General features: G+C 67.3%; 21 protein-coding genes and 1 tRNA gene. 12 read left to right on the top strand and 10 right to left on the bottom strand.

The genetic code is table 11. The features are described 5' to 3' along the window. The 4 genes from JOZ79_RS02915 to JOZ79_RS02900 form a co-directional block, all read left to right on the top strand. A partial coding sequence (locus JOZ79_RS02915) for an FAD-binding protein (RefSeq protein WP_294070299.1) occupies nucleotides 1-827 on the top strand: 827 nt, incomplete at its 5' end. A gap of 156 nt (nucleotides 828-983) precedes the next feature. Continuing rightward, the gene (locus JOZ79_RS02910) at nucleotides 984-1,166 is read left to right on the top strand and encodes a hypothetical protein (protein WP_294070296.1); all 183 of its coding nucleotides are present in this window, start codon (nucleotides 984-986) and stop codon (nucleotides 1,164-1,166) included. Nucleotides 1,167-1,267: 101 nt separating this feature from the next. Continuing rightward, on the top strand, nucleotides 1,268-4,123 hold the full coding sequence (gene polA / locus JOZ79_RS02905) for a DNA polymerase I (protein WP_294070294.1): 2,856 nt from the start codon (nucleotides 1,268-1,270) through the stop codon (nucleotides 4,121-4,123). Beyond that, the gene (locus JOZ79_RS02900) at nucleotides 4,120-5,715 is read left to right on the top strand and encodes a lipopolysaccharide biosynthesis protein (protein ID WP_366514788.1); all 1,596 of its coding nucleotides are present in this window, start codon (nucleotides 4,120-4,122) and stop codon (nucleotides 5,713-5,715) included. The genes polA and JOZ79_RS02900 overlap by 4 nt, the downstream gene beginning before the upstream one ends. Nucleotides 5,716-5,739: 24 nt before the next feature. Here the strand turns inward: JOZ79_RS02900 and purH are convergent, their stop codons facing one another. The 4 genes from purH to JOZ79_RS02880 are packed head-to-tail and all read right to left on the bottom strand — an operon-like array spanning nucleotide 5,740 to nucleotide 10,936. After that, nucleotides 5,740-7,332, bottom strand: a complete 1,593-nt coding sequence (purH, locus tag JOZ79_RS02895; protein ID WP_294070291.1) for a bifunctional phosphoribosylaminoimidazolecarboxamide formyltransferase/IMP cyclohydrolase — start codon at nucleotides 7,330-7,332, stop codon at nucleotides 5,740-5,742. A gap of 11 nt (nucleotides 7,333-7,343) precedes the next feature. Beyond that, nucleotides 7,344-8,996: a heparinase II/III family protein gene (locus JOZ79_RS02890; protein ID WP_294070290.1), complete on the bottom strand. Its 1,653-nt coding sequence runs from the start codon at nucleotides 8,994-8,996 to the stop codon at nucleotides 7,344-7,346. Then, nucleotides 8,993-9,661 carry a ribulose-phosphate 3-epimerase gene (gene rpe, locus JOZ79_RS02885; RefSeq protein ID WP_294070287.1) on the bottom strand — a complete coding sequence of 223 codons (669 nt, stop codon included), beginning with the start codon at nucleotides 9,659-9,661 and terminating at the stop codon, nucleotides 8,993-8,995. The genes JOZ79_RS02890 and rpe overlap by 4 nt, the downstream gene beginning before the upstream one ends. Before the next feature lie 18 nt (nucleotides 9,662-9,679). Next, nucleotides 9,680-10,936: an RsmB/NOP family class I SAM-dependent RNA methyltransferase gene (locus JOZ79_RS02880; protein WP_294070286.1), complete on the bottom strand. Its 1,257-nt coding sequence runs from the start codon at nucleotides 10,934-10,936 to the stop codon at nucleotides 9,680-9,682. Nucleotides 10,937-10,964: 28 nt separating this feature from the next. Here JOZ79_RS02880 and JOZ79_RS02875 point away from each other — a divergent pair, with 28 nt between their 5' ends. After that, nucleotides 10,965-11,132, top strand: coding sequence for a DUF1674 domain-containing protein (locus tag JOZ79_RS02875; protein WP_294070284.1), 168 nt, complete (start codon nucleotides 10,965-10,967; stop codon nucleotides 11,130-11,132). Here the strand turns inward: JOZ79_RS02875 and JOZ79_RS02870 are convergent. After that, nucleotides 11,129-12,115, bottom strand: a complete 987-nt coding sequence (locus tag JOZ79_RS02870) for an NAD(P)H-dependent glycerol-3-phosphate dehydrogenase (protein WP_294070282.1) — start codon at nucleotides 12,113-12,115, stop codon at nucleotides 11,129-11,131. The genes JOZ79_RS02875 and JOZ79_RS02870 overlap by 4 nt on opposite strands. Beyond that, nucleotides 12,112-13,143: a tRNA (adenosine(37)-N6)-threonylcarbamoyltransferase complex transferase subunit TsaD gene (tsaD, locus tag JOZ79_RS02865; protein ID WP_294070280.1), complete on the bottom strand. Its 1,032-nt coding sequence runs from the start codon at nucleotides 13,141-13,143 to the stop codon at nucleotides 12,112-12,114. Before tsaD ends, JOZ79_RS02870 begins: the two co-directional genes overlap by 4 nt. A 72-nt stretch (nucleotides 13,144-13,215) precedes the next feature. On the opposite strand from tsaD, the gene hemC reads away from it, so the two are divergent. Genes hemC through JOZ79_RS02845 form a run of 4 tightly spaced genes read left to right on the top strand, consistent with a single transcriptional unit; the run spans nucleotide 13,216 to nucleotide 16,727 of the window. Beyond that, on the top strand, nucleotides 13,216-14,133 hold the full coding sequence (gene hemC / locus JOZ79_RS02860; RefSeq protein WP_294070279.1) for a hydroxymethylbilane synthase: 918 nt from the start codon (nucleotides 13,216-13,218) through the stop codon (nucleotides 14,131-14,133). Continuing rightward, nucleotides 14,130-14,807 carry a uroporphyrinogen-III synthase gene (locus JOZ79_RS02855; RefSeq protein WP_294070277.1) on the top strand — a complete coding sequence of 226 codons (678 nt, stop codon included), beginning with the start codon at nucleotides 14,130-14,132 and terminating at the stop codon, nucleotides 14,805-14,807. Before hemC ends, JOZ79_RS02855 begins: the two co-directional genes overlap by 4 nt. Beyond that, a complete protein-coding gene (locus JOZ79_RS02850) occupies nucleotides 14,804-15,610 on the top strand; it encodes a hypothetical protein (protein ID WP_294070275.1) in 807 nt (268 codons plus the stop codon). The genes JOZ79_RS02855 and JOZ79_RS02850 overlap by 4 nt, the downstream gene beginning before the upstream one ends. A 34-nt stretch (nucleotides 15,611-15,644) precedes the next feature. Next, complete coding sequence (locus JOZ79_RS02845; protein WP_294070273.1) at nucleotides 15,645-16,727, top strand: serine hydrolase; 1,083 nt, start codon at nucleotides 15,645-15,647, stop codon at nucleotides 16,725-16,727. A 3-nt stretch (nucleotides 16,728-16,730) separates the two neighbouring features. On the opposite strand, the gene JOZ79_RS02840 is transcribed toward JOZ79_RS02845, so the two are convergent. The 3 genes from JOZ79_RS02840 to JOZ79_RS02830 form a co-directional block, all read right to left on the bottom strand. Beyond that, a complete protein-coding gene (locus JOZ79_RS02840; RefSeq protein ID WP_294070270.1) occupies nucleotides 16,731-18,170 on the bottom strand; it encodes an NAD-dependent succinate-semialdehyde dehydrogenase in 1,440 nt (479 codons plus the stop codon). Between the two features lie 125 nt (nucleotides 18,171-18,295). Then, a tRNA-Gly gene (locus JOZ79_RS02835) sits at nucleotides 18,296-18,370 on the bottom strand. After that, a complete protein-coding gene (locus JOZ79_RS02830) occupies nucleotides 18,350-19,798 on the bottom strand; it encodes a hypothetical protein (RefSeq protein WP_294070269.1) in 1,449 nt (482 codons plus the stop codon). The genes JOZ79_RS02835 and JOZ79_RS02830 overlap by 21 nt, the downstream gene beginning before the upstream one ends. Nucleotides 19,799-19,896: 98 nt before the next feature. On the opposite strand from JOZ79_RS02830, the gene JOZ79_RS02825 reads away from it, so the two are divergent. Both JOZ79_RS02825 and JOZ79_RS02820 read left to right on the top strand, forming a co-directional pair. Next, nucleotides 19,897-20,808 (top strand): tetratricopeptide repeat protein, encoded by a 912-nt coding sequence (locus JOZ79_RS02825; protein WP_294070267.1) that lies wholly within the window; start codon nucleotides 19,897-19,899, stop codon nucleotides 20,806-20,808. Then, complete coding sequence (locus tag JOZ79_RS02820) at nucleotides 20,805-21,440, top strand: LON peptidase substrate-binding domain-containing protein (protein ID WP_294070264.1); 636 nt, start codon at nucleotides 20,805-20,807, stop codon at nucleotides 21,438-21,440. The genes JOZ79_RS02825 and JOZ79_RS02820 overlap by 4 nt, the downstream gene beginning before the upstream one ends. On the opposite strand, the gene JOZ79_RS02815 is transcribed toward JOZ79_RS02820, so the two are convergent. After that, nucleotides 21,441-22,652: a UbiH/UbiF/VisC/COQ6 family ubiquinone biosynthesis hydroxylase gene (locus JOZ79_RS02815; protein ID WP_294070262.1), complete on the bottom strand. Its 1,212-nt coding sequence runs from the start codon at nucleotides 22,650-22,652 to the stop codon at nucleotides 21,441-21,443. It abuts the gene before it with no gap. 100 nt (nucleotides 22,653-22,752) lie between these two features. Between JOZ79_RS02815 and JOZ79_RS02810 the strand changes: the two genes are divergently transcribed. Further along, nucleotides 22,753-25,077, top strand: coding sequence for a DNA translocase FtsK 4TM domain-containing protein (locus tag JOZ79_RS02810; protein ID WP_294070260.1), 2,325 nt, complete (start codon nucleotides 22,753-22,755; stop codon nucleotides 25,075-25,077). Nucleotides 25,078-25,098 lie beyond the last annotated feature (21 nt).

The raw sequence follows: 25,098 nt of genomic DNA, 5'->3' as shown, positions 1-25,098 counted from the left end.
AAGCGGTCCGCGGCGAGGGCGGAGTGCTGAAGCATCCGCTGACCGGCCACCGCTTCATGCCGGACTATGACGAGCGGGGTGAGCTAGCGCCCCGCGACATCGTCGCCCGGGCCATCGACCATGAGATCAAGCGCGACGGGCTCGACTTCGTCTTCCTCGATATCTCGCACCGCGACCCTGAATTCGTGAAGGCGCATTTCCCGAATATCTACGAAAAGTTGATCGGGCTCGGCATCGACATCACCCGGCAGCCCATTCCGGTCGTTCCGGCACAACATTACACATGCGGTGGCGTGCTCGTGGATATCGACGGTCGCACCGACGCCGTGGGGCTCTATGCGGCGGGGGAGGTTACGCAGTCCGGCCTGCACGGCGCCAACCGACTGGCGTCCAACAGCCTGCTCGAATGCCTGGTGTTCGGCGAGGCGGCGGCTAAGCACATCGTCGCTCATTTCCCCGACCTGCCGGAGGTACCGGACATCCGCCCCTGGGATGAAAGCCGGGTCACCGACAGCGACGAGGAAGTCGTCATTGCGCAGACGTGGGGCGAGATCCGGCGCTTCATGTGGAATTATGTCGGCATCGTCCGCACCACCAAGCGGCTGGAGCGGGCGAAGCACCGGATCGACATGCTGCGCCGGGAAGTCCGCGATTATTACGCTCACTTCCGAGTGACTCCGGACCTAATCGAGCTTCGCAACTTGGTCGACGTCGCCGACCTCATTATCCGGTCCGGGCTGTCGAGGCACGAGAGCCGTGGTCTCCACTACACGCTCGATTACCCCGAGATGCTGCCGCAGCCGAAGGACACCATCTTGGTGCCTTAGGTCTTTCGAATGGTGGACAAACGGCCCGTACCTTTTTTGCGCCGTCTCGCAAAAGTAACTCAGGTGACTCAAGCACCCGCAAAAATCATGCTATGTGGATAACTTCGAACGGCGACTCGGTACGTTCCTAACGCTGGCCATCGGGGGGTGGGCGCAATGGTTCCGGATGTCGAATATTACGGCCGCAGGGCTCGTGAGGAGCGGGAAGCAATCCTGCGAACCGCAAATCCACAGGTTCGGGAAGTGCACCGGCAACTCGCCGAAGCCTATGAGCTTCGCGTGCGGGGGCTCTCGCCCGAAGTCCGCAGGCTGGCCATGCATCTCGTGACCGCCGCCTAAGACCGATTGAGGCCGAAGGCGATAAATCCAGGGCCCGGTCGGCTGCCGCTAAGGCCGCCGCTGCTGGCATCAGGACGCGGCGCTCGCTAGATCAGGCGTTGATGCCCGACGCAGCCACATCGCAAGACCAGAGTCAGACCCCGGCGCAGGCCCAACCCCATCTCTATCTCGTCGACGGGTCGAGCTACATCTTCCGCGCCTATCACCGGCTGCCACCGCTGACCAACCGCCATGGCCAGCCGGCCGGCGCGGTCTACGGCTATACGACCATGCTGTGGAAGCTGGCCGACGGGCTCAGCAAGGCCGACGGACCGACCCATATGGCGGTCATCCTGGATGCATCCGAGCAGACGTTTCGAAACGATATGTACGACGGCTACAAAGCGCACCGGCCGCCGCCGCCCGAAGACTTGGTCCCGCAATTCCCGCTCATCCGCACCGCGACGCGCGCCTTCTCGATCCCGTGCATCGAGGAAGCGGGGCTGGAGGCCGACGACATCATCGCTTGCTACGTCACCGCGGCGCGGAACGCCGGCTGGAAGGTGACGATCGTCAGCTCCGACAAGGATTTGATGCAGCTGGTGTTCGATCATCAGGTCGACATGCTGGATACGATGAACGATCGCCGCATCACCGAGGCAAGCGTCGTCGAGAAGTTCGGGGTCGGGCCGGACAAGGTCGGCGACGTGCTGGCACTGATGGGCGACAGCGTCGACAATGTGCCAGGCGTCCCGGGCATCGGACCGAAGACGGCGAGCCAGTTGATCCAGCAGTTCGGCGACCTCGAGACTGTCCTGGCCAGCACCGACCAGATCACGAAGCCCAAGCTCAAGCAGTCGCTGATCGACCATGCGGGCGATGCCCGCCTGTCGCGTGAGCTGGTGCGGCTGGTCTGCGACGCCAAGCTGCCGGAGCCGCTGGATTCTCTGTCGCTGAAGGGCATCCCCGAAGAGCCGCTGCGCGAGTTCCTGACAGAGCAGGGGTTCAAGACGCTGCTCAACCGGCTCAACGGCGGCGGCAGCGCAATCGCCGGAGGAAGAAGCAGCAGCGGCGGCGGCATCAATGGCGTCATGGCGGCAATGGAGTCGAAGGCGATCGCACCGCCGCCGGCCGATCAGATCGAAGTCGATCGCTCCAGGTACGAGACCGTCACCGATGAGGCGGCGCTCGACCGCTGGATCGCCGAGGCGACGGCCCGGGGTTACGTCGCGCTCGATACCGAGACTGATTGCATCGACTGCATCATCGCCCGCCTTGCGGGGATAAGCCTTGCGACCGCGCCGAACCGTGCCTGTTACATCCCGGTCGGACACAGCGGCGCCGATTTGCTGTCCGACGCTCCGGACCAGCTACCCTTCCAGCTGGTGCTCGACAGGCTGAAGCCGCTGCTCGAAGACCCGGCGGTCACCAAGATCGGGCACAATTTCAAATATGATTGGGTGATGTTCGACAAGCTCGGCATCGACGTCGCGCCGATCGACGACACGATGGTGATGAGTTTCGCGCTCGATGCGGGCCGCTCGTTCGGGCACGGGCTCGACGAGCTGGCGAAGATCCACTTCGAGCACGAGTGCATCACCTTCAAGCAGCTGTGCGGGACCGGAGCGAAGCAGATCACGTTCGACAAGGTGCCGCTCGGCCCCGCCACGGAATATGCCGCCGAGGACGCGGACATCGCGCTTCGGCTATGGCTGCGGCTGAAGCCGCGACTTGCGCAGGAGAATGTTGCGCGGGTTTATGACCGCGTCGACCGGCCGCTGGTGCCGGTGCTGGGCCGGATGGAGCGGCGCGGGATCAAGGTCGACCGGGATTATCTCGCCGGGCTCAGCAAGACCTTCGCCGACGAGACCGCGAAGCTCGAGGAACGGATCTACGAAGCGGCATGCGGACCGTTCACGATCGGGTCGCCGGCGCAGCTCGGCGAAGTGCTCTATGGGCGCCTTGGCCTCAAAGGCGGCCGCAAGGGCAAGAGCGGTCAATATTCGACCGACGTCAACGAACTGGAACGGTTGGCGGCGGAGGGGGTCGAGTGCGCGGGGCTGGTGCTCGAATGGCGCCAGCTGACCAAGCTGCGGTCGACATACACTGAAGCGCTGCAGGCACAGATCAATCCGGAGACGGGCCGGGTCCACACCAGTTACTCGATGACGGGCGCGCAGACCGGTCGCCTGTCGTCGAACGACCCCAACCTGCAGAACATTCCCATCCGCACCGAGATCGGCCGCAAGATCCGCGACGCCTTCGTCGCCGAGCCGGGATACAAGCTGCTGAGCGCCGACTACAGCCAGATCGAGCTTCGGCTCGCGGCGCACATGGCCGACGTACCGCAGCTCAAGGACGCGTTCCGGGGCGGCATCGACATCCACAGCCTGACCGCGGAGGAACTGTTCGGCCGGGTCGACCGCGACACGCGCAACCAGGCCAAGACGATCAACTTCGCCATCCTCTACGGAAGCTCGGCCTGGGGAATCGCCGGGCGGCTCGGTCTTCCAAAGGAGGAAGGCAAGGCGATCATCGATCGCTATTATGAGCGGTTTCCGGGCATCCGGTCGTTCACCCACAGCACGCTGGAGTTTGCGCGGCAGCATGGCTTCACCAAGACCCTGTTCGGCCGGAAGACGCATTTTGAGCCCAACATCCGGTCGTCCAACCCGTCCATCCGCGCGGGGGCTGAGCGGGCCGCAGTCAACGCGCCGATCCAGGGCAGCAGCGCCGACCTTATCAAGCGCGCAATGGCGCGGATGGACGATGCGCTTGCCGCCGCCGGTCTCGACGGGGTGCGGATGCTTCTACAGGTGCACGACGAACTCGTGTTCGAAGTGCCCGACGGTCGCGAAGAGGAAGCCGCCGCAGTCATCAAGAAGGTGATGGCCGAGGCCGCCGAGCCAGCGATGACACTTGACGTGCCGCTCGACGTCGAGGTCGGGTGGGGAGAGCATTGGGGCGCAGCGCATTGAGCGACGCGGGGGGGACACAGGCCAGCGTCACGCCAGAGCCGGCGGTGTCCGCACCCGACGCCGACATGGCGACCCTGGCACGCGGCGGTCGGCTCAACATCTTCGGCTTCGTCCTTCGGCTGGCCGGGATGGTCCCGTTCCTGTTCATCGGCGGGCGTATCTACGGCGCCGCGGCGCTCGGACGGTTCGCCTATGCCGTACTGGTCGTCGAGTTCGCCGCGCAGATCGCCGCCCTCGGGCTGCGGCGCGGCCTTGCGCAGCTGCTCGCCGATGCGAAGAAGCCGCAAGCCTGCATCGTCGCCGACGCGCTGCTGGTCGCGGCAATGGGAGCGGCCCTTGGCATGGCGATCCTAATCGCGCTGCCCAAGGCGATGTATCCGACGACGCCCGTCGGGGGACTCGACCGCCTGCTGGCGATCACCGTCATCGCGATTTCCTGGACCGACATCGCGCTGGCAGGGCTGGCATTCCACCATGACGTCGCCTCGACCGTGCGGTCCCGATCCATCGTGCAGCCTTGGGTTATAAGCATCGCCGCCTTCGCCTTGTCGTTCGATCCGGTGATGGTCAGCCGGGGCGACGGCCTCATCATCGCATATGTGCTGTCGATGGTGGCGGCGCTCGTCGCGGCTCTGATCCCACTGTTCCGCTGCTATCGCTTGCCCCATGGCTGGAAGCCGGACCTTCGCACCGCCTGGGGCACGGCGGTTCACAACGCCCCCCTTGCCGCCGCCGATACGGTCGAATGGGCGTCGCGTCGGATCGACCTTGCCGTGCTTGGGGCGTTCGTACCGGCGAGCTTCGTCGGCATCTATTATGCGGCGCAGCAGGTCGCGACCCTGCCCGCGAAACTGAAAACGAGTTTCGAGCCCGTTCTCGGCCCGGCGATCGTCCGGCGGCTCGCGTTAAACGACCGCGCCGGGATCGCGAAGCAGGTTCGGCAGGTCACCTACTGGATCATCGCCGCGCAGGCCGGCATTGCGCTCGCGCTCGGGATTCCGGGACGCGCGGTCATGGGCCTGGTCGGTTCGGCCTTCACCGGCGGCACGGCCATGGTCAGCTTCCTGCTCGCCGCCGAAGTCATCGCGGCAACCGCCGTCGTCAGCGAGGCGGCGCTGATCTATGTCGCGCGCAAGCGGAACATGGCGATCAGCCTGGTGATGCTCGCGATCGAGGCCGGCCTCGCCGCCGCGCTAATCCTTGCGATGCGGAACGAAGGCCTGCCGCCCGCCTACCAGGCGACGGGGCCGGCAATGGCTCTTTGCATCGCGCTCGCCTTTTCATCGATCGCGAAGTCGTGGCTGCTCCGTCGCCAGCTCGGAGCACCGGTGTCCGGATGGCGCTGGGACATCGCCTGGGCCGCTGCCGCCGGTGTGCTGGCGGGGGCCGCGGTCGAATGGCTGCTCCCCGACATGCTGCAGCTGGCCGGCGTTCCGGCAATCCTGCTGGCATTCGGTGCCGTACTCTGGACGAAGGGCTTCGGGCCCGAGGATCGCGAGCTTTTCCGGATGGACAAGAGCGACGTGCGCGAGCTTCGCGAAGCCGAGCAGGCGGCAGTGGCGCGAGACCAGATCGAGGACAGCATCGTCTGAACGTTCCGCGCCCTGAGGGGCGGATCAGTGCCGGAAGTGGCGCATTCCCGTGAACAGCATCGCCAGGCCGGCGTCGTCGGCAGCGGCGACGACCTCGTCATCGCGGATCGAACCGCCCGGCTGGATGACCGCAGTGGCGCCGGCCTCGGCCGCGGCGAGCAGCCCGTCGGCGAAGGGAAAGAAGGCGTCCGACGCGACCGCCGAGCCGATCGTGCGCGGCTCGGCCCAGCCCTGGGTCTCGGCGGCTTCCTTCGCCTTGGCGGCGGCGATGCGCGCGGAGTCGCGGCGGTTCATCTGGCCCGCGCCGATGCCAGCGGTGGCGCCGTCCTTGGCATAGACGATCGCGTTGGACTTCACGTGCTTGGCGACCGTCCAGGCGAACAGGCAGTCGCGGACTTCCTGCTCGGTCGGCCGGCGCTTCGTCACGCACTTGAGGTCCTCACGCGTGATCGAGCCGTTGTCGCGGTCCTGCACGAGGATCCCGCCGGCGATGATCGACATCGTCTGGCCGCCGCGCTTCGGATCGGGCAGCTCGCCTGTAAGGAGCAAGCGCAGGTTCTTCTTTCGAGCGAAGATCGCCCGGGCCTCGTCGTCGGCGTCGGGGGCAACCACGACCTCGGTGAAGATCTGGGTGATCGCGTCGGCCGTTTGTGCGTCGAGCGGCCGGTTGCTGGCGACGATCCCGCCGAATGCCGAGACGCTGTCGCAGGCCAGCGCTTCCGTCCATGCGTCAAGCAGGCTGTCGCGTGTCGCCACGCCGCAGGGGTTCGCGTGCTTGACGATGACGATGGTCGGGGCAGCGTCGCGAAACTCCGCGGCAAGCTCGAGCGCGGCATTGGCATCGTTCAGATTATTGTAGCTGAGCTCCTTCCCCTGAACCTGTTCGGCCTGTCCGACGCCCTTCGATCCCGGACCGGCTGGAGCGTAGAGCGCGGCTCGCTGGTGCGGATTCTCGCCGTAGCGGAGCGGCATCTTGAGGGTGCTCGACTGGGTCCAGCTCTGCGGGAAGCGTTCGCCCTGGTCGGCGAACGCGAACCATTGCGAGATCGTCGAATCGTAGGCGGCGGTGAGCGCGAAGGCCTTGGCGGCGAGACGCTTGCGCAGCTCAAGCGTCGTCGCGCCCTTGTTGGCGTCCAGCTCCGCGAGCAGCGCATCATAGTCGGCCGGGTCCGTGACGATCGCGACATGCGCGTGGTTCTTGGCTGCCGAGCGGACCATCGACGGGCCGCCGATGTCGATATTCTCGATGATCGTGTCGCGGTCGGCGCCGCTCGAGACCGTCTGCATGAACGGGTAGAGGTTGACGACGACGAGATCGATCGGCGCGATGTCATGCTCCGCCATCGCCGCGACATGCTCCGGATTGTCGCGGACGCCGAGGAGGCCGCCATGGACCTTCGGGTGGAGAGTCTTCACCCGCCCGTCCATCATCTCCGGGAAACCCGTAAGGTCACTAATGTCACACGGTCGGGCGCCATTTTCGCGAAGTCTAGCAGCCGTCCCACCGGTCGAGACCAGCTCCACGCCGTGACGAGCGAGGCCGGCGGCGAGCTCGCCCAGGCCGCTCTTGTCCGACAATGAAATGAGTGCCCGCCGAACGGGTACCAGGTCCGTCATCACTGCTCCTTCTAGCTTGTCCGGCGGAACTGCCAGCCGATTTCGCCGCCGATGCCGGAGACCTCGCCGACCACGACAATCTGTGTGGCGCGCTGCGGATGGCCGCGGCCGTCGATCCACAGGCTGTCCTCGGTCGTCAAATTGCCGCCACGGCAGCGAAAGTTCCACGGCGGAGCGCCGCGAGACCGCAGGATCGCGCCCATGCCGTCGGCGGTCGTCGTCACCTCGACTCCCGGCGCGAGATGGAAGCGGACGGCGTACGGGACAGATTCGCGGATCTTGCGGCGGCCCCTGGCAGTCAGCTGGTCGGCGCCGCGCATTTCCTTGCCGTCGTTCCCGAGCATGATGCTGCGTTTGTGGACCAGGCCGAACGAGCGGACATAGCCGTCATGGCTCGCTTCCAGCCGGGTCGCGTCATTGTCGTCGCTGCGATCAATAGTGACGTCCTCGACGCCCTTGCCGAGCGATCCGTCCTGCTGAATGTTGGTCGAGTTGGTGTCGGACAGAACCAGGGTGCTGTGCGCGGCGGTGGTGCGCAGGGCCTGGACGAGCTCCGGCGAAAGATCGGCCGGAAGCGGACCGGGACCGCCGCAGTTGACAACCAGCCGCTGGCCGCCATCGGACATCTCAAAGGCGAGGGTCGAGGCGGAACCCTGCGCCGCGACACGCTGCGGCGGCGGCGGCGCTGCGTCGAGGACGATGATCGTGCCGAGCGCGGAGAGCCGCTGATATCCCCAGCCCCGGGCCTGGCGGAGCGGCCTGGCACGAAGGCCGCAGCCTTCGATCAGGGCGGTTAGCCGCGACGCCTCGCCCGGATTGCAGCCCTGCCAGCTCGAGAGGGCACCATCGCCTAAAGTGACGCCATGAAGCGCTGCCAACGCGGCCGCCGCGGCGGTCTCGATGCCTTCGGGGATCGTCTGCTTGGCGGCGGCGTAGCAGGCCCTCAGCATCCCCATTCGGTCAACCAGAAGGACCTGCTCGAACGGCGAGCGGCTGACGAGGCCGCCGTCGTCGAACTGCGCGCCGGCAAGGGCGCGGGCAAGGCCTGCCTCGCCCCGGGCGACGCGCGGAACTCCGCCCTGCACGAGAAGGCCGGCCGCGACCACCCCGCACCAGGCGGTGACGCGTTTGAGGCCCGGCGGCGCCTTCTCGGCATTGGCGTCGAGATGGCGGGCGCCCCGCGCAAGGGTGTTGAGGAGGGCCGAGCGATAACCCGAATCGCTGCTCGACAGGATGTAGGGCGCGTATGCCGTCCAGTAGAGGATGCGCTCGCCCCAAAGATGTGGCGCCCAGGCGTCGTCCACGCGGGTGCCGTGCGCGAGCAGCCACCGGCCGACGATCGCCTCGGCGGTCGCGGCGCCGCGCTCGCGCCCCGTGGCGGCGGCAAGATCGCGAAGCCAGGAGAATCCCTGAAGATTATCGCCGAGCGTTCCACCGCTTGCAGCAGCGAAGTCGAGGTCGGCCAGCGACAGGGTTTCGCTGCCCAAGGTAAAGCGGCCCATCGCCAGCGCTTCGCCGCGCGGCCGGTCGCCGGGGACATGATCGCGGGGGACGGCGACAAGCTTGAGCGGCTGGCGGCCCGCGCTGGTGAAGCGCGACAGAAGCGACCCGCGCGCGAGCTTGCGGACGATCGCCCGCTGCGCGGCCGAACCCTCCGCGGTCACTCCGCGGCCTTTAGCTTGGCGATGTTGCCGGCGTAGAAGTTTGGGCCACCAGTGAAGGCCGCGGTGCCGGCGACGAGAACGGTCGCGCCGGCGGCGACCGCCTGGCGTGCCGTCATTGGATCGATTCCGCCGTCGACCTCCAGGTGAACGGAGAGATTCTCCTTGGCGATGCGGTTGGCGATGGCTTCGATCTTGCGCAGCTGGCTGGCGATGAACTTTTGCCCGCCGAAGCCCGGATTGACGCTCATGACGAGGACAAGGTCGACCTCCTCGAGCACATAATCGAGCGCCTTGGCGGGAGTCGCGGGGTTCAGGGAAACGCCCGCCTTCTTGCCGAGCGCCTTCACCCTTTGGACTGTTCGATGGAGATGCGGCCCCGCCTCGGGATGGACCGTGATGATATCGGCGCCGGCCTCGGCAAAGGCATCGAGGAATGGATCGACAGGCGAAATCATCAGGTGGACGTCGAACGGCTTGGCGGTGTGGGGGCGGAGCGCCTTCACGACGGCCGGGCCGATCGTCAGGTTAGGGACGAAATGGCCATCCATGACATCGATGTGGATCCAGTCGGCGCCCGCCGCGTCGATTGCCCGGACGTCCTCGCCCAGCCTGGCGAAATCGGCGGACAGGATCGATGGGGCGATGAGCGGCGCGCGTGTCGGCATGGGGCCGATTAGACGGGTTCAGCCCTTGGCGACAAGGCGCGCCATGAAGAAGCCGTCGAGACCGCCCTCGGCTTCGAGCAGGCCGGGAAGAATGCGGACCCACCCGGGACCGGTCGGATTGGCCGCGGCCGGAAGCTCACCGGCCAGAGGCGGGCGCATTTCCAGAGTGGGATCATTCTTAAGGAGGTCGGCGAGCCGCTCCTCACCCTCCTGCGGTTCGAGCGAGCAGACGGAATAGACGAGGACGCCGCCGGACTTCAGCCATTTCGCGGCGCGGGCGAGGAGGCGGGACTGGAGTTCGCTATTGTCCGCGACGATGCGAGGCCGCGCGCGGTAGAGAACTTCGGGATGGCGGCGAAAGGTGCCGGTCGCGGAGCAGGGCGCGTCGAGCAGGATGGCGTCGAACCGGCGGTCCGGAGTCCATTGCAAGGCGTCGGCGACGACGAGCTGGGCCGTGAGGTGCGTGCGCTGAAGATTCTCGTTTAATCGTCCGAGACGACTGCGGGACGAGTCGAGCGCCGTTACGCGGTGGCCGGCGGCGGCAAGCTGCATGGTTTTTCCGCCGGGCGCCGCGCAGAGATCGAGGACTTGGGTCGCTTCTGCCGGGATCAGGCGCGCGGGGAGCGAGGCCGCAAGGTCCTGGACCCACCATTGTCCGGAATTGAAGCCCGGCAGCTCGGCGACATTGCTGCTGTCGACGCGGACGTGACGGCGGGCGAGCGAGCGACCACCGTTGGCCTGTGCGAACATCTCTGCGGCGGCATCGTCGGCGAAGGTGAGATCGAGGGATGGCCGTCTGGCGATCTGGCGGCGGGCGGCGAGCACCGCCTCCTCGCCCCAGGCCGATCGCCAGCGATCCTCGACGATTCCGGGGAGGCGGCAGGAATCCGTGGCCGTCACGCCGCGGCGGAGCAAGGTTCCGAGCACCCCATGAACCAGCCGGCGCGGGCCGCCGTCGACCAGCGGCAAAGCGGTGGCGACAATCGCATGGTCGGGCGTGCCAAGACCGATCTTCTGGGCGAGCGCGAGACGGAGAACCGCACGCGACTTCGAATCGTCTGGCAGGGGCTGGCGGGTCGCGCTGTCGATCAGGGCATCGAGGTCGGGCAGGCGGCGCAGCGTCTCACCGGCAATCGCGGTCGCGAGCGCGCGGTCCACCGGCGCGAGATTGGTCGCGCGGGTCGCGGCGGCCTCGATGGTCTGGCCACGGCGAAGCACGGCGTCCAGCATCTGCAGCGCGGCGCGGCGCGCGGGAACGCCTTCATCGCTTGGCATTGTCGCGCCCGATCATCATCTTGGCGTCATGAAACGCCCGAAGCACCTCGACCCGCCCACGCATCTCAGCCCGTCGCCGCCGGTGCCGGCGCCGGAAGCGAGCCCGGCCGCCGAGCCGCCGGTCGGCGAGGAGCAGAAGCCCGATCCGACTCGCTACGGTGATTGGGAAAAGAAGGGGATCGCGATCGATTTCTAGACTGCCTCGGTCCTGGGCGGCCGCGACAGGAGCGATCCGAGCACCGAGTCGACATCCGACCGGCCGGCGATGAGGTCCGCAACCGCCTGGACGATTGGCATGTCGATGCCCTCGTCGCGGGCGATCCGCGCAAGCACCGGGGCGGTGAAGGCGCCTTCGGCAACCGTGCGCCGGTCCGCGAGGAGCTCCGTGGCGGGGCGGCCCCCACCGATGCCGAGCCCAAGCGAGTAATTGCGGGAGCTGGTCGAGGAGCAGGTCAGGACGAGGTCGCCGAATCCGGACAGTCCGGCCAGGGTCTCGCGCTTTGCTCCCCTCGCCAGCCCGAAGCGGGTCATCTCGGCGAAGCCGCGCGCGATGAGCGCCGCACGCGCGTTCTGACCGAGGCCGCGGCCCTCGACCACGCCGCAGGCGATCGCAAGGACGTTCTTGACCGCTCCGCCGATCTCCGCGCCGGCGACGTCGTCGGATATGTAGATGCGAAATTCCGGCAGCGCGATGCGGTCGCGGAGCTGCTCGGCGAGGGCGAGGTCCTCCGCGGCAAGGGTGACCGCGGTCGGTAGGCCCTTCGCGACTTCATGGGCGAAGGTCGGCCCGGACAGGACTGCGATCGGGGCGTCCGGGCAGAGCTCGCGGGCGACTTCGTGGACGAGCTTTCCGGTGCCTTCCTCGATGCCCTTTGCGCAGAGGAGCAGGGGGGCGCCGGCGCGGCGAATCCCTCCAAGGACCGACCGCATGTGCTGCGCGGGGGTAACGACGAGCAAGACGTCACAGCCATCAAGGTCGGCGAGTTCGGCCGTCGCGCGAATCCCCTCATGGAGTGCGACGCCCGGAAGGAAGACGGCATTTTCCCGCGCCCCGTTGATGCCGGCGACGACATCCTCCTCTCGCGCCCAAATAAGGGTCTCGCCGCTGCTTGCCGCGACCTGTGCGAGCGCTGTGCCCCAGGCGCCGCCGCCGATCACACCAATCCTGGCGACGGTCATGCCTTAACCCCGGCGCCACGAACTTTCTCGGCATTCTCGTCCAGCGGCCAGCGGGCGCGGGCCGGCGCGTCGAGAGGATCACAGAGGCCGGCGCCAAAGCGCTCTGCTCCGACCCAGGCGATCATCGCGGCATTGTCGGTGCAAAGCCAGGCGGGCGGCACGCTGAACTGTCGACCGTTCGCCTCGGCAAGGCTTGCCAGCGCACTTCGGATTTCGCCGTTCGCCGCGACTCCGCCGGCAACCACCAGGGTGGGCGCATCGGTCTGCTGGAGGGCCAGGCGGGTTCGGTCGACGAGGCAGTCGATCACCGCTTGCTGGAAGCTCGCGGCGATGTCCTCGCGTCGGAAGTCTGCGCACGCGGCGGCGCGCTGGACCGCGCTCTTCAAGCCCGCGAAGGAGAAATGCGGCTCGGCGGAGCCGACGAGCGGGCGCGGCAACGGCACTTCACGCGAATTGCCCTCGGCTGCAAGCGCCTCGATGGCCGGCCCCCCGGGATAACCGAGGCCGAGCAACTTGGCCGCCTTGTCGAACGCCTCGCCCGCGGCATCGTCGATCGTGGTCGCGAGCCGCCGGTAGTCACCGACCCCACGAACCTCCAGCAACTGGCAGTGGCCGCCCGAGACCAGTAGCAGCAAATAAGGAAAGCCGAGGTCGGGATCGGCCAGGCGCGGGCTGAGCGCGTGGCCTTCGAGATGGTTGACCGCGATCAGCGGCTTGCCGGCGGCGAGCGCGAGGCCCTTGCCAGCGAGAAGTGCCACCATGACGCCACCGATCAACCCCGGGCCGGCCGTTGCCGCAATCGCGTCGACATCGCGAATCGAGAGCTCGGCCTCCGTGAGGACGTCGCGAATCAGCTTCGGCAGAATCTCGACATGGGCGCGCGCGGCGATTTCCGGAACGACGCCGCCATAGGGCTGATGCGCGCTGTTCTGGCCAACCACTGCTTGGGCAAGAATGCGCCGGTCGGCGGTGACAAGAGCCGCCGCGCTGTCGTCGCAGGACGATTCCAGGCCAAGAATGATCGTCATTTCAGGTTTGTTGGCCGATTTCCTTTGGCGGCCCTTTGCCTGAATGCCTCGCCATGCACTAGAGGTGCAGGAATGCAGGGACGGCTGAAGCTTGGAACACGAGGCTCGCCGCTGGCGCTGGCCCAGTCGCGCAAGGTTGCCGCGGCGATCGAAACCGCCCAGCGCTGGCCCGACGGCTATATCGAAATCGTGCCGATCAAGACGACCGGCGACATGGTCCAGGACCGGCCGCTGGCGGAGATCGGCGGCAAGGCCCTGTGGACCAAGGAGCTCGACCAGGCGCTGCTGAACGGCGACGTCGACTTTTGCGTCCATTCGATGAAGGACGTCGAAAGCGTCCGCCCCCGCGAAATCCACATTGCCGCCGTCCGTCCGCGCGGCGATGTCCGCGACCGTCTGATCGGTGGCGACCAGATCTCGAATCTCAAGCAGGGCGCGGTCATCGGCACCTCGTCGAAGCGGCGGCAGGCGCAACTCCTCGCGATGCGGCCCGACTTCAAGATCGTGCCGTTGCGCGGCAATGTCGAAACCCGGCTACGCAAGGTCGAGGAGGGCGAGATCGACGCGACCCTTCTCGCCTGTGCGGGCCTCAAGCGCCTCGGGATCGATGTCGGCACCTCGATCCCGACCGAAGTCATCCTGCCGGCACCAGCGCAGGCGGTAATCGGGATCGAGTGCCGCACCGACGACAACCGCACCCAGAGCGTGCTGACCACCGTCAACAACCAGATCACCTATTGGTGCGTGATGGCGGAGCGCGCGTTCACGCGAGCACTCGGCGCGACCTGCTCGTCCCCCGTCGCGGCCTTTGCGGTGCTGGAGGACGGCGACCTCAGGATTCGCGCCCAGATCTTCAGCGAGGACGGCAAGGACATGGTCGAGCAGCGCGGAGTCTTCGACTGCGGCGACGAGCAGGCGCCGGCCGCAATGGCCAAGGAGATGCTCGGCAAGGCGCCGGAGTCGATCCGGAGGCTGTTCTCGCCCGCATGAGCCGAGTGATCGTCCTGCGTCCCGAGCCGGGCGCGAACGAGACCGTGGAACGTGCGCGAGCGCTGGAGATCGATGCGCTCAGTGTCCCGCTGTTCGCGGTCGAGCGAGTCGATTGGGAAGTCCCGGAAGCGGGCGGATTCGATGCGCTGCTCCTGACCAGCGCCAACGCCGTGCGGTGCGCCGGGGATCAGCTCAGGGAGTTGCGCGGACTGCCGGTGCACGCGGTCGGAAAAGCGACCGCGGACGCCGCCCGGGACGCCGGCTTCGACATTACCAGCAGCGGCGACGCGGGGGTCGAGCGCCTGCTCGGCTCGCTCGAAGCGGACCTGAAGCTCTTGCACCTGTGTGGCGAAGATCGAGCAGTGACCGGCGAGACGCGCCAGGCGATTACCGCCGTGACCGTCTATCGCTCAGAGCCGCTCGAGCCGCCTCCCGACCTGACCGCGATCGCCGGAGGTGTCGCGCTGGTTCACTCACCGCGCGCGGGCAAGCGGCTGGCGGAACTCGCGGTCCGGCAGGGACTGGATCGCGGAGACGTCGCGATCGCCGCCATCAGCGCGGCTGCGGCGGATGCCGCCGGACACGGGTGGAAGAGCGTCGATCATGCCGACCAGCCGACCGATGAGGCGCTTCTGGCCGTCGCCGGGCGACTGTGCGACAAACGCCGGCAATGAACGCGACAAGGTATCGAAGCGGAGCGGGCTGGGGCGCCCGGGTGGGCCTCGGCGTTGCGCTGCTCCTCGCCGGAGCGGCCGCGGCCACCTGGACCCTCGCGCATTACCAGCCGGCCGCTCGGCTACTCGGCGTAGCTCCTCCCGCGTCGCAGGCAGGACCGGTGCGCCTAATCCAGCCACAGCCTGCGGCGGTGGCAGTCACTGCGCAGCCGCTTCAAAGCGACGACGAGCAGAAGATCGCCGACCTCGAGCAGCGGCTGGCACGGGTCGAAAGCGCGACCCAGCGCGCGCAGGGTTCGGCGGGGCGCGCGGATGCGCTGGTCGTGACTTTCGCTGCGCGCCGCGCAATCGATCGCGGAGTGGCCCTGGGTTATCTCGAGCCGCTCCTGGCGAGCCGCTTCGGGCCAGACCACCAGCCGGCGGTAGCGACGGTCATCACCGCCGCCCACCAGCCGGTCCGTCTCAACGACCTCATCACCGAATATGAGGCGCTCGGGCCCAATTTGCGAAGCGGCGCTCCGACCGGCGGTTGGTGGGCGAAGTTCAAGAGCGGGCTCGGCAATTTGATCGAGATCCATCGCGCCGGGCGTCCCGCGACGAATCCGGATGCTCGCTACGCCCGCGCGCTCCAGCTCCTGTCCGGCGGCGACGTCGACGACGCGCTGGCCGAGACGATGCGGCTGCCGGGCGCTCCGGCGGCCGCCGCCTGGACCGACAAGGCGCGACGCTATGTGACCGTGCATCGGGCGCTGGACGAGCTCGAAAGCGCCGCTCTGATGGGCGGGGCCGGTACCCAGGGATGATTCGCCGCCGCCCGGCAGGGGAGCAACTTGCGTCATGAGGGCCTTTCGCAGGCAGGTCGGGCTTGCCGTTGCGCTTGCCGCGGTGACTGCTGCCGGTGGTTGCGCGACGACCCAAATCCCGGGTCGGCCCGGCAAGTCAGCCCCGGCGAGGCGTGAGGTGCACCGCGACCGGGCAGCCGCGCCTTCGATCCTCAATGATCAGATTGCCGAGCTCGGACGCAGTTTCGACGGCAAGGCCGGCATCGCCATCGTATCGCTCGGCAGTGACTGGGAAGCCGGCTGGAACGCGCGGATGCTGTTCCCGCAGCAGAGCTGCTCCAAGCTGTGGGTGGCGCTTGCGACCTTGGATGCGGTCGATCGCGGCGAGGTCAGCCTGGATCAGCGGGTGCCGCTGACCCGCGGCGACATGACCCTGTTCCACCAGCCGCTCGGCGACCAGATCCTCGCCGGAAGCGTTCAGTCGATTACCATCGGTGACCTGTTGTTCGCGGCGATCACGCAAAGCGACAATACCGCCAACGACAAGCTGCTGTGGTCGATCGGCGGCCCGCCCACCGTACGCGCGATGATCGCCCGCAAGAACCTCGGCGCCATCCGCTTCTACGACGGCGAGCGCGCGCTCCAGTCGAAGATCGCGGGCCTTGCCTGGAATCCGGCCTATTCGATCGGTACGGCTTTCATGGACGCGCGGACGGCGCTTCCAATGCCGGTGCGGCAGGCGGCGTTCGACCGCTATGTGCGGGATCCCGATGACGGCGCGGCGCCGCATGCGATCGCCAACGCCCTCGCGGCGCTCAAGAGCGGCGAGCTATTATCGCGAGAATCGACGGCGAAGCTCCTGTCGACCATGGGCCAGACCAAGACCGGCGGATTGCGCGTCAGGGCCGCGCTTGCGCCTGGATGGGAGTGGAATCACAAGACCGGCACCGGCCAGGTCCTCAACGGCCAGATCGCCGGGATCAACGACATCGGCCTGCTCACAGCGCCGGACGGGACCGTCTATGCGGTGGCGATCATGACCGTTCCGAACAAGAGTGACGGCAGTGCTCAGCAACTGATGCGCAACGTCACGACGACAATCGAATCATACCACGCGACCCACCCGTTCGGCGGCTGAGCATCATTCCACCCGGTTGTGGGCGGCGTCTTCGAGCGGTCGCACGTGCACGCTCTTGATGTTGACGAACTCGCGGATGCCATAGTCGGCGCACTCTCGACCGAAGCCCGAATGCTTGACTCCGCCGAACGGCATGCGCGGGTCGGAACGAACGTTCTCGTTGACGAAGCAGAGCCCCGCCTCGAGCTCCTCGGAGGCGATTCGACGGCCGCGGTCGACGTCGCGAGTGAGCACGCCGGAGCCGAGGCCAAACTCGCTGGCGTTCGCGATCCGGATGGCGTGGGCCTCGTCCTCTGCGGCGATGATTGCGGCGACCGGCCCGAACACTTCCTCGTCATGCGCGGGCTGTCCGGCGCGCACGTCGGTCAGCACCGTCGCTGGATACCAGGCACCTTGCCGCTCGGGAACGTGGCCGCCAAGCAGGAGTCGCGCCCCGGCGCGAACGCTGTCGGTGACCTGGCGATGAATCTCGTCTCGCGCCTTCACGCTCTGCATGGGCCCAAGCTTCGTGCCCTTCTGCGTGGGGTCGCCCATTTCATAGCCGCGCATTTCCTCGACCACCGCCTGCTCGAAGGCATCAAGGACCGAGCGGACGACGATGAAGCGCTTGCCGGCAATGCAGCTCTGGCCGCCGTTGACCATGCGGGCGGTCGCGGCGACTTTCGCCGCCGCTTCGACGTCCACGTCTTCGAGCACGAGGTAGGCATCCGAGCCGCCGAGCTCGAGCACGCATTTCTTGAGGACGCTACCGGCGGCCATTGCGACGCTTTTGCCTGCGGCGACGCTCCCGGTCAGGGTAACGGCGGCGATATTTTCGTCCTTGATCAGGCCCTCGACCTCGCTGCTCGGGAGCAGCAAAGTCCGGAACAGGTCGCGAGGCACGCCGGCCTGGTGGAGCACCTCCTCAATTGCGAGCGCGCAGCCCGGCACGTTGCTGGCGTGCTTCAGGAGCGCGCCATTGCCGGCCATCAGTGCCGGCGCGGCGAAGCGGAAGACCTGCCAGAATGGGAAGTTCCACGGCATCACCGCAAGCACGACACCGAGCGGGTTGAAAGTGACGAATGCTTCTGGGCCGCCGATGTCGACCGGCTGCCGCGCCAGATAATCGGCCGCGTGATCGGCGAACCAGTCGCAATGGACTGCGCACTTCTCGACCTCGGCGCGGCCCTCGTCGAGCGTCTTGCCCATCTCCTCAGTCATCAGCCGGGCGAACTCATCATGCCGAGAGCGGAGGATCGCGGCCGCCTTGTGGATGACGGCCGAGCGGTCGGCGAATGAGGTGCCGCGCCAGTCGCGGAACGCCGAATGCGCGGCTTTGGCCGCCGCTGCAGCCTCTTCGCGGCTAGTCGTCTCATACGACTTTCCGGGCTGATCCGTCGCGGGGTTGACCGCACGGACCGTGTCGCGGCTCTCGGGGCGGGCGAGTTCAGCCTGATCGGCCATGTCGAGTCTCCTTCCAGGCCGATTGTGGCCAGGGTTTGCGAAGACAACGGCTGCGGCGCGACTTCGCTGCTGAATCGCGAGGGAACGCTCCAGCGCTTCGACATTTCCAATGGATCGGTCGGCGCTGGAGCGGGCGAAGGGATTCGAACCCTCGACCCCAACCTTGGCAAGGTTGTGCTCTACCCCTGAGCTACGCCCGCTCTGGCCTGGGCGCGGTCTGCCGCGCGCCGCGGGGCATTAGCGACGGGCTTTGGCGCTTGCAACCCCGACCGCCGATAAAGCGCCCAGCCGGCGCCATCGCGATAGGAAGCGGGGCGAGTGGCGAGCAAGCGCCAGACCGCGCCGCAATACTGGACCTCCCGCTTTGCCGCCGCGCCCCACTCGCGGTCCCCGAGCAGATAGTCGGCCGGAATACATGCAGTCGCCATCCGGAGCCGCATGCCCATCCGCTCCGCGGCGAGCTCGATCGGGGCCGACAGCCTCGACGAGGCTAAAATTATCGCCCCCGGACGGCCCTGCTGCGCAGCGAGGATCCGGACGGGCAGGTCGGGCTCGCTCCGCTGCGCCTCAATCAACGCACAGTCCCGCCACAGCATCGTCGCAGCGATGGACGCGAGGACGAGCCAGCCGATCCGATGGGTTGTGCAGCGGATCGCGGCCAGCGCCAGCAGGGCGAAAGCCGAGGGCAGGTAGTAGCGCGCGATCTCCGCATTCGGCGGGCGCATCAGCAGCGCTCCGAACGGCAGGCCAAGCCCAACGAGGAGCCATAGCGTCCAGTCTGCCCGGGACGGTCTCGGCGTGGCCAGGAGCAGCGCGAGCAATGGCAGCGCGAGCCAGATCGTCCCGAGTGAAAGTCCGGCCGCCTCGCTTACGCCGCCAGCCCAGCCCGCGAACGTGAACGGAGCCGCGCTGCCGAGCGTCATTCCGCCCTGCACCGCGTACGCCGCGCCGACAACGATAATGACGACCGTGAACGAGGCAATGAGCGCGGGCGCGAGGCGATCGACGGTTCGCCCAAGCCGCCCTCGAAGCGATTCCTCCGGGTCGCGCACCGCAACCTGCCAGGCGGCGATGAGCAGCAGCGTCGGAAAGAACAGCAGATGAGCGAGGGTCCCAAGCAAGCCGGCCGTCGCCAGGACCAGCGGTGAGGGAGCTTCGCCCTGCCGCTCCGGATCGAGCCGGTCGATGAGCCATGCCTCGGCCAGCAGCGCGGCCGCATACCCGCGCGCCTCCGAGCCGACCAGCACCAGCATCGGCGAGAACGCAAACAGGGCTGCGGCGGCTGCTCCGTAGCCACCGCCGCGACGACCGGCGAAGCGCGCCGCGATCGGGATCGTCAGGGTCGAGCAGGCGATCGACAGCCCGCGAAGCGCGAGGACAGGGGCGCCCGGGCCGACAAGCTGGATCCACCAGCTGTTGAGCGGATGGTTGTTGTCGTGGTGGATCTGCGCAAGGACACCGATGAACGGCTTCACCTGCCGGACGAGCACCACGGACCAAGCTTCGTCGAGCCATAGCGCGCCGCGCGCCATCGCCAGGCGGAGAACCAGGCCGAGCACCACGAGCAACCAGACCGCTCGCCATTGCCAGCGAGATACCTGCCGTCGATCGAGAGTTGCCAGTGTCATGCCGGAACTGTGTAGATGCGCGACGCAGCCGCGCAATGGCGGCCCTTGCGGGAGCATCCGCGGCTAGCCCATATGAACGGCCAAAGGAGCAATCGGGCGTGGCAACTCTGGGCTTGAGCGAAGCGGAACGGGAAGAGGTCGAGCGCTTTCAGCGCGATGTCGTGACGCCGTCGATGGATGGGCTAGTGATCGTCGATTTCTGGGCCGAATGGTGCGGGCCGTGCAAGCAGCTGGCGCCGACGCTCGACAAGGTCGCCGAAGATTATGCGGGCAAGGGCGTGAAGCTCGCCAAGATCGACGTCGACAAGGACCGGTTCATCGCCTCGCAGTTCCAGGTTCAGTCGATTCCGACCGTTTACGCGATGCATCGGGGCCAGCCGGTCGCTGACCTCACCAACCATCGCAGTGAGGGACAGCTCAGGAAGGCGCTCGACCAGCTGCTTGGCCAGTTCAAGATTGAAGGCGAAGACGCTGCGGCGGAGGCGGAGATCGAGCCGCTGGTGGCAATGGGTGAGCAGATCCTCAATGAGGGAGATGCGCCGCGCGCGGTCAATGTATTTCGGCAAATCCGGGAAATGGCGCCGCAACGCCCGGACGTGATCGGCGGGCTGGTGCGTGCATTGATTGCCGCTGGCGAAACCGTGGAGGCGCGCGAGGTGCTCAATTCGGTGTCCAACGATCTCGGCGGCAAGCCGGAAATCGCGCGGGCCAAAGCGGCGCTGGAGCTCGTGTCGGCGGCTCCGGCCTCCGCGGAGACATCGGGGCTCGATGCCCGGCTGGCCGCCGATCCGGACGATCACGAGGCCAGGTTCGAGCTTGCCGGAGCGAAGATGGGCAGCGGCGATCGCGACGGAGCGGCCGATGCGCTGCTGGAGCTGATCAGGCGCGATCGGGACTGGAACGAAGGCGCAGCGCGCATCCGCTTCCTGCAGCTCCTCGAAGCGCAGGGGCTCGGCGATCCCTGGTCAAGCGCTCAGCGGCGTAGGCTTTCCGCAATCCTGTTCACATGAGCCGGGCTCTGGTCGTCCCGATCTTCCCGTTGCCCGGAGCGATCCTGTTCCCGCGCGCGCAGCTGCCGCTGCATATCTTCGAACCGCGGTACCGCGACATGGTCCGGGATGCGCTCGACGGCTCCGGCAGGATTGGCATGATCCAGCCGCACCGGCTCGACGACGACAACAAGGCGCCGCTCTACGCCGCCGGCTGCATCGGCGACATCGTCGGCGTCGAGGAGCTCGACGACGGGCGCTACAATATCGTGCTTCACGGCACGAACCGCTTCCGGGTCTTGGGCGAGCGCGAGACGGATGCGCTCTATCGGTGCGCGGAGATCGATATCACGGCTTATGACGACAGCGAACCGGAGCCCCTTTCGCTCGGCGAGCGGGCAGAGGTCGAGCGGGAGGCGCGGCGGCTCGGCGATGCGCTCGGCCTTGCGGTCGACTGGGAGTCGGTCGGTCGGCTTGACGATGAACTGCTGGTCAATTCGATCGCTCAGGTTGGGCCGTTCGACGTCGGCGCGAAGCAGGCGCTGCTGGAGCAGGCCAGCCTTGACGGGCGCGCCGATCTCCTCGTTCAGCTGATGCAGTTCCACCGCGCCGCGGTCAGCGGCGGCGTCGAGGCGGAACCGACAATTCAGTAATCAGATAGGCAGCCCGCGCAGAAGCAGCGGCAGATCGCCGCTAGTGCCGCGAGCTTCGGCCATGAACCTGTCTCGGAGCGGGGAGATGCGGTCGACCAGGCCCATGCCAAGCCGCCGAACCGCCGACGCGGTCTTGCCCGGCACACCGTAGAGGCGGGTCAAGCTATCCGTGGCGAAGGCGACGGACAAGGCGTCGAGCGAGCGCCAGCGCCGATAGCGGTCAAGCAGCTGGCGGTCGCCGAGGTCGAGACCGAGGCGGGCGCCGTCGACCAGCACCTCCGCCAGCGCGGCGACATCGCGAAAGCCGAGATTGAGGCCCTGCCCGGCGATCGGGTGGATGGCGTGGGCAGCATCGCCGATCAGCGCCACCCGGTCGCCAGTGATTTGCGCCGCGTGATGGAAGCCAAGGGGATAGGACGATCGCGGCGCGAGCATTGCGACCTTGCCGAGGAACTCGCCCATGGCAGCTTGCGCTTCGCCCGCGAAATCCTCGTCGCTGAGCGATAGCCAGCCGGCGGCATCGGCATTCGGCACCGACCAGACGATCGCTGATCGATGGCCGCCCGCGTCGTCAGTCATCGGCAGGATGGCGAACGGCCCGCCCGGATAGAAGATCTCATAGGCGACATGGTCGTGCGCCGACTCGTGGCGGAGCACGGAAACGATCGCCTGATGATCGTATCGCCAGCGCGCGACGCGGATGCCCGCCTCTTCCCGCGTTCGCGAGTTGCGTCCGTCGGCCGCGACCAGCAGCGGAGCGGAAACCTTTCGACCGTCCTCAAGCGAGGCCGTGACGCTATGCGTGCCGCGATCGACGTCGGCGACCTTCGCTGCCCACAACAACTTCGCATTCTTCGCGGTCTCGGCGCGGGCGAGGAGCGCAGCGCGAAGGTGCCGGTTCTCGTTCATCCAGCCAAGCGGCTCATCGTCATCCGGTTCGAAGTGAAGCCCGCCGGGTCGAAGTCCATCGGCGACCGCGATCTGCCGGATCGGACAGCCGGGCACGAGATGCCCGGCGACGCCAATCGCCGTCAGCATTCGCATCGAGCTCGACGACACGGCGCTCGTGCGCCCGTCGAAAGCAGCATTGGCATGCTGGCGAGGGTCGGCGGGGTCGATGACGATCGCGGTGAGGCCGCTGCAGTCGAGCGCGGAAGCCAGGGCAAGGCCCACCATCCCGCCGCCGAAGATGATGACGTCCGCCCGGTCCATGACCCCCGTCCTAGCCCTCCGGCGCAATGACGCCAAGAAGTTCGCTTGACCGAGGAGTCCGCGTGGGGGATTCTAGGACTGTAACTGACCGGGGTGGAAGATGGCGACCGTAGCAGCCCGCGCTTCGAAGCGCGACCTGGCGCCCGACTGGCGCGATGCTTTGCGCGATGCCGTGCGCCGCGTGTTCGTCCGCGCCGTTGGACTGCTTCTGCTCGGCGTTGCGATCGCTTGCGCGATCGCGCTCGCCAGCCATAGCCCTAACGACCCGTCGCTCAGCACGGCTGCCGGCGGACCGCCCGCAAACTGGCTGGGCAGCGTCGGCGCCTACGCCAGCGACCTGCTGCTGCTGCTTTTCGGCCTGGGTTCAATCCTATTCTTGCCAGTCATCGCCCTCGCCGGGTCGCGGATGATGCGCCTGCGCGATCCGGGTCGCATCGGCCGCGGGATGCTTCTGGCTGCCCTGGGCGCCGTCCTTGCCGGGGTTGCGCTCGGACTGACGAGCGGCTCGGCGGTCTCGGGCTTGCCGGGCGGCTGGGGCGGCGCCCTCGGACTTGCGGGAGCGCACGGGGTCGCGTCTGCGGTCGGCCTGATCCCAAATCCCGCGATTGCCGGACCGCTTCGCCTGACATTGCTGCTGCTGTTCGCCATTGCCGGCCTTGCGCTGGGTTACTTTGCGCTTGGCCTTGCGGACGAGGAGCGCGGCTGGCTTGCGGGGCTCGCCCGGATGCCGGCCCCACGCCCGCGCCGCGCCGCGCCGCGCGCGACCGAAATCCGCGACGATCGCCCGGCCCCGGCTGCTCCGCCGCGTTCACGTCCTTCGGTTGCCGTGGTCGAGCCCGTAAAATCGGCCGCTGCCGCGAGCCGCTCGCAAGCGCGCAAAGCGGCCGCCCAGACGAGTCTCGCACTCGGCGACCATTACCAGCTGCCGACGATGGACCTGCTCACCGCACCGCCGGAGAAGGGCAAGCAGCAGATCGATCGCGCCGGTCTTGAGCGCAACGCCCGCTTACTCGAGGCAGTGCTCGATGATTTCAAGGTGCGCGGCGAAATTGTCGAAGTCCGTCCTGGACCGGTCGTCACGATGTACGAGCTCGAGCCGGCCAGCGGCACGAAGGCCAGCCGCGTCATCGCGTTGGCCGACGACATCGCCCGCAACATGTCCGCTCTTTCGGCACGCGTGGCCACCATCCCGGGGCGCAGCGTCATCGGCATCGAGCTTCCCAACCCAAAGCGGGAAGCAGTGAGCCTGTCCGAGCTGATCGGAAGCCAGGCGTTCGAGGACCAGAACATGTCGCTGCCGCTGATCCTCGGCAAGAACATCGCCGGTGACCCGGTCATCGCCGACCTCGCGCCGATGCCGCACCTGCTGGTTGCCGGAACGACCGGATCGGGCAAGTCCGTCGGGCTTAACTGCATGATCCTGTCGCTGCTCTACCGGTACGGCCCGGAAGACTGCAAACTGATCATGATCGATCCCAAGATGCTGGAATTGTCGAGCTATGACGATATCCCGCACCTCTTGGCGCCGGTGGTCACCGAGCCCGGTAAGGCGGTTCGCGCGCTCAAGTGGACGGTCGAGCAGATGGAGGAGCGTTATCGCATGATGGCGAATCTCGGCGTCCGCGCCCTCCCGAGCTTCAACGCCAAGGTGCGCGAAACCAAGGCCAAGGGCTCGAAGCTCGGGCGGCGGGTCCAGACCGGCTACGACGCCGCCAGCGGCCAGCCGATCTACGAGGTGGAGGAACTGGAATACGAGGTCCTGCCTCAGATCGTGGTGGTGGTTGATGAGCTCGCCGACCTGATGATGACTGCAGGCAAGGAGGGCGAGTTCCTGATCCAGCGTCTCGCACAGAAGGCGCGCGCCGCTGGCATTCACCTGATCATGGCGACGCAGCGGCCGTCGGTCGACGTCATCACCGGCGTTATCAAGGCCAACCTCCCGACCCGCATCAGCTTCCAGGTAACCAGCAAGATCGACAGCCGCACCATCCTTGGCGAGCAGGGCGCTGAGCAGCTGCTCGGCAAGGGCGACATGCTCTACATGCCCGGCGGTAAGCAGATCATGCGCGTCCACGGCCCGTTCGTCAGCGACGAGGAAGTCCGTGCTGTCGCCGAGCATTGGCGCAAGCAGGGCGCGCCCGATTACATCCAGGCCGTGACCGAGGAGCCGGAGGATGGCGGCTATCTATTCGACGGCCAGCCGACCCAAGAGGACGATGCCGAGACCCAGCTTTACCGCAAGGCGGTGCAGACGGTCGCCGAAAGCCAGAAGGCATCCACCTCCTATATCCAGCGACAGCTGCGCATCGGCTACAACAGCGCTGCACGTCTGATCGAGCGCATGGAGAAGGACGGTCTCGTCGGCCAACCCGACCACGTCGGCCGCCGCGAGGTGCTGATCGACCCGGACGGGCATCCGATCTGATGCCCGCGACCTGAGCCAAAA

The sequence above is a fragment of the Sphingomonas sp. genome, from assembly GCF_019242355.1.
GTDB lineage: Bacteria > Pseudomonadota > Alphaproteobacteria > Sphingomonadales > Sphingomonadaceae > Sphingomicrobium.
The sequence above is the reverse complement of the archived record's forward strand: the minus strand, read 5'-3'. Positions and strand labels throughout refer to the sequence as shown.

Coding starts and splice junctions, on each gene's coding strand:
- JOZ79_RS02910 (WP_294070296.1), top strand. CDS start 984: ATGGTTCCGGATGTCGAATATTACGGCCGCAGGGCTCGTGAGGAGCGG.
- polA (WP_294070294.1), top strand. CDS start 1,268: ATGCCCGACGCAGCCACATCGCAAGACCAGAGTCAGACCCCGGCGCAG.
- purH (WP_294070291.1), bottom strand. CDS start 7,332: ATGACGGACCTGGTACCCGTTCGGCGGGCACTCATTTCATTGTCGGAC.
- rpe (WP_294070287.1), bottom strand. CDS start 9,661: ATGCCGACACGCGCGCCGCTCATCGCCCCATCGATCCTGTCCGCCGAT.
- JOZ79_RS02880 (WP_294070286.1), bottom strand. CDS start 10,936: ATGCCAAGCGATGAAGGCGTTCCCGCGCGCCGCGCCGCGCTGCAGATG.
- JOZ79_RS02875 (WP_294070284.1), top strand. CDS start 10,965: ATGAAACGCCCGAAGCACCTCGACCCGCCCACGCATCTCAGCCCGTCG.
- JOZ79_RS02870 (WP_294070282.1), bottom strand. CDS start 12,115: ATGACCGTCGCCAGGATTGGTGTGATCGGCGGCGGCGCCTGGGGCACA.
- tsaD (WP_294070280.1), bottom strand. CDS start 13,143: ATGACGATCATTCTTGGCCTGGAATCGTCCTGCGACGACAGCGCGGCG.
- hemC (WP_294070279.1), top strand. CDS start 13,216: ATGCAGGGACGGCTGAAGCTTGGAACACGAGGCTCGCCGCTGGCGCTG.
- JOZ79_RS02855 (WP_294070277.1), top strand. CDS start 14,130: ATGAGCCGAGTGATCGTCCTGCGTCCCGAGCCGGGCGCGAACGAGACC.
- JOZ79_RS02850 (WP_294070275.1), top strand. CDS start 14,804: ATGAACGCGACAAGGTATCGAAGCGGAGCGGGCTGGGGCGCCCGGGTG.
- JOZ79_RS02845 (WP_294070273.1), top strand. CDS start 15,645: ATGAGGGCCTTTCGCAGGCAGGTCGGGCTTGCCGTTGCGCTTGCCGCG.
- JOZ79_RS02840 (WP_294070270.1), bottom strand. CDS start 18,170: ATGGCCGATCAGGCTGAACTCGCCCGCCCCGAGAGCCGCGACACGGTC.
- JOZ79_RS02830 (WP_294070269.1), bottom strand. CDS start 19,798: ATGACACTGGCAACTCTCGATCGACGGCAGGTATCTCGCTGGCAATGG.
- JOZ79_RS02820 (WP_294070264.1), top strand. CDS start 20,805: ATGAGCCGGGCTCTGGTCGTCCCGATCTTCCCGTTGCCCGGAGCGATC.
- JOZ79_RS02815 (WP_294070262.1), bottom strand. CDS start 22,652: ATGGACCGGGCGGACGTCATCATCTTCGGCGGCGGGATGGTGGGCCTT.
- JOZ79_RS02810 (WP_294070260.1), top strand. CDS start 22,753: ATGGCGACCGTAGCAGCCCGCGCTTCGAAGCGCGACCTGGCGCCCGAC.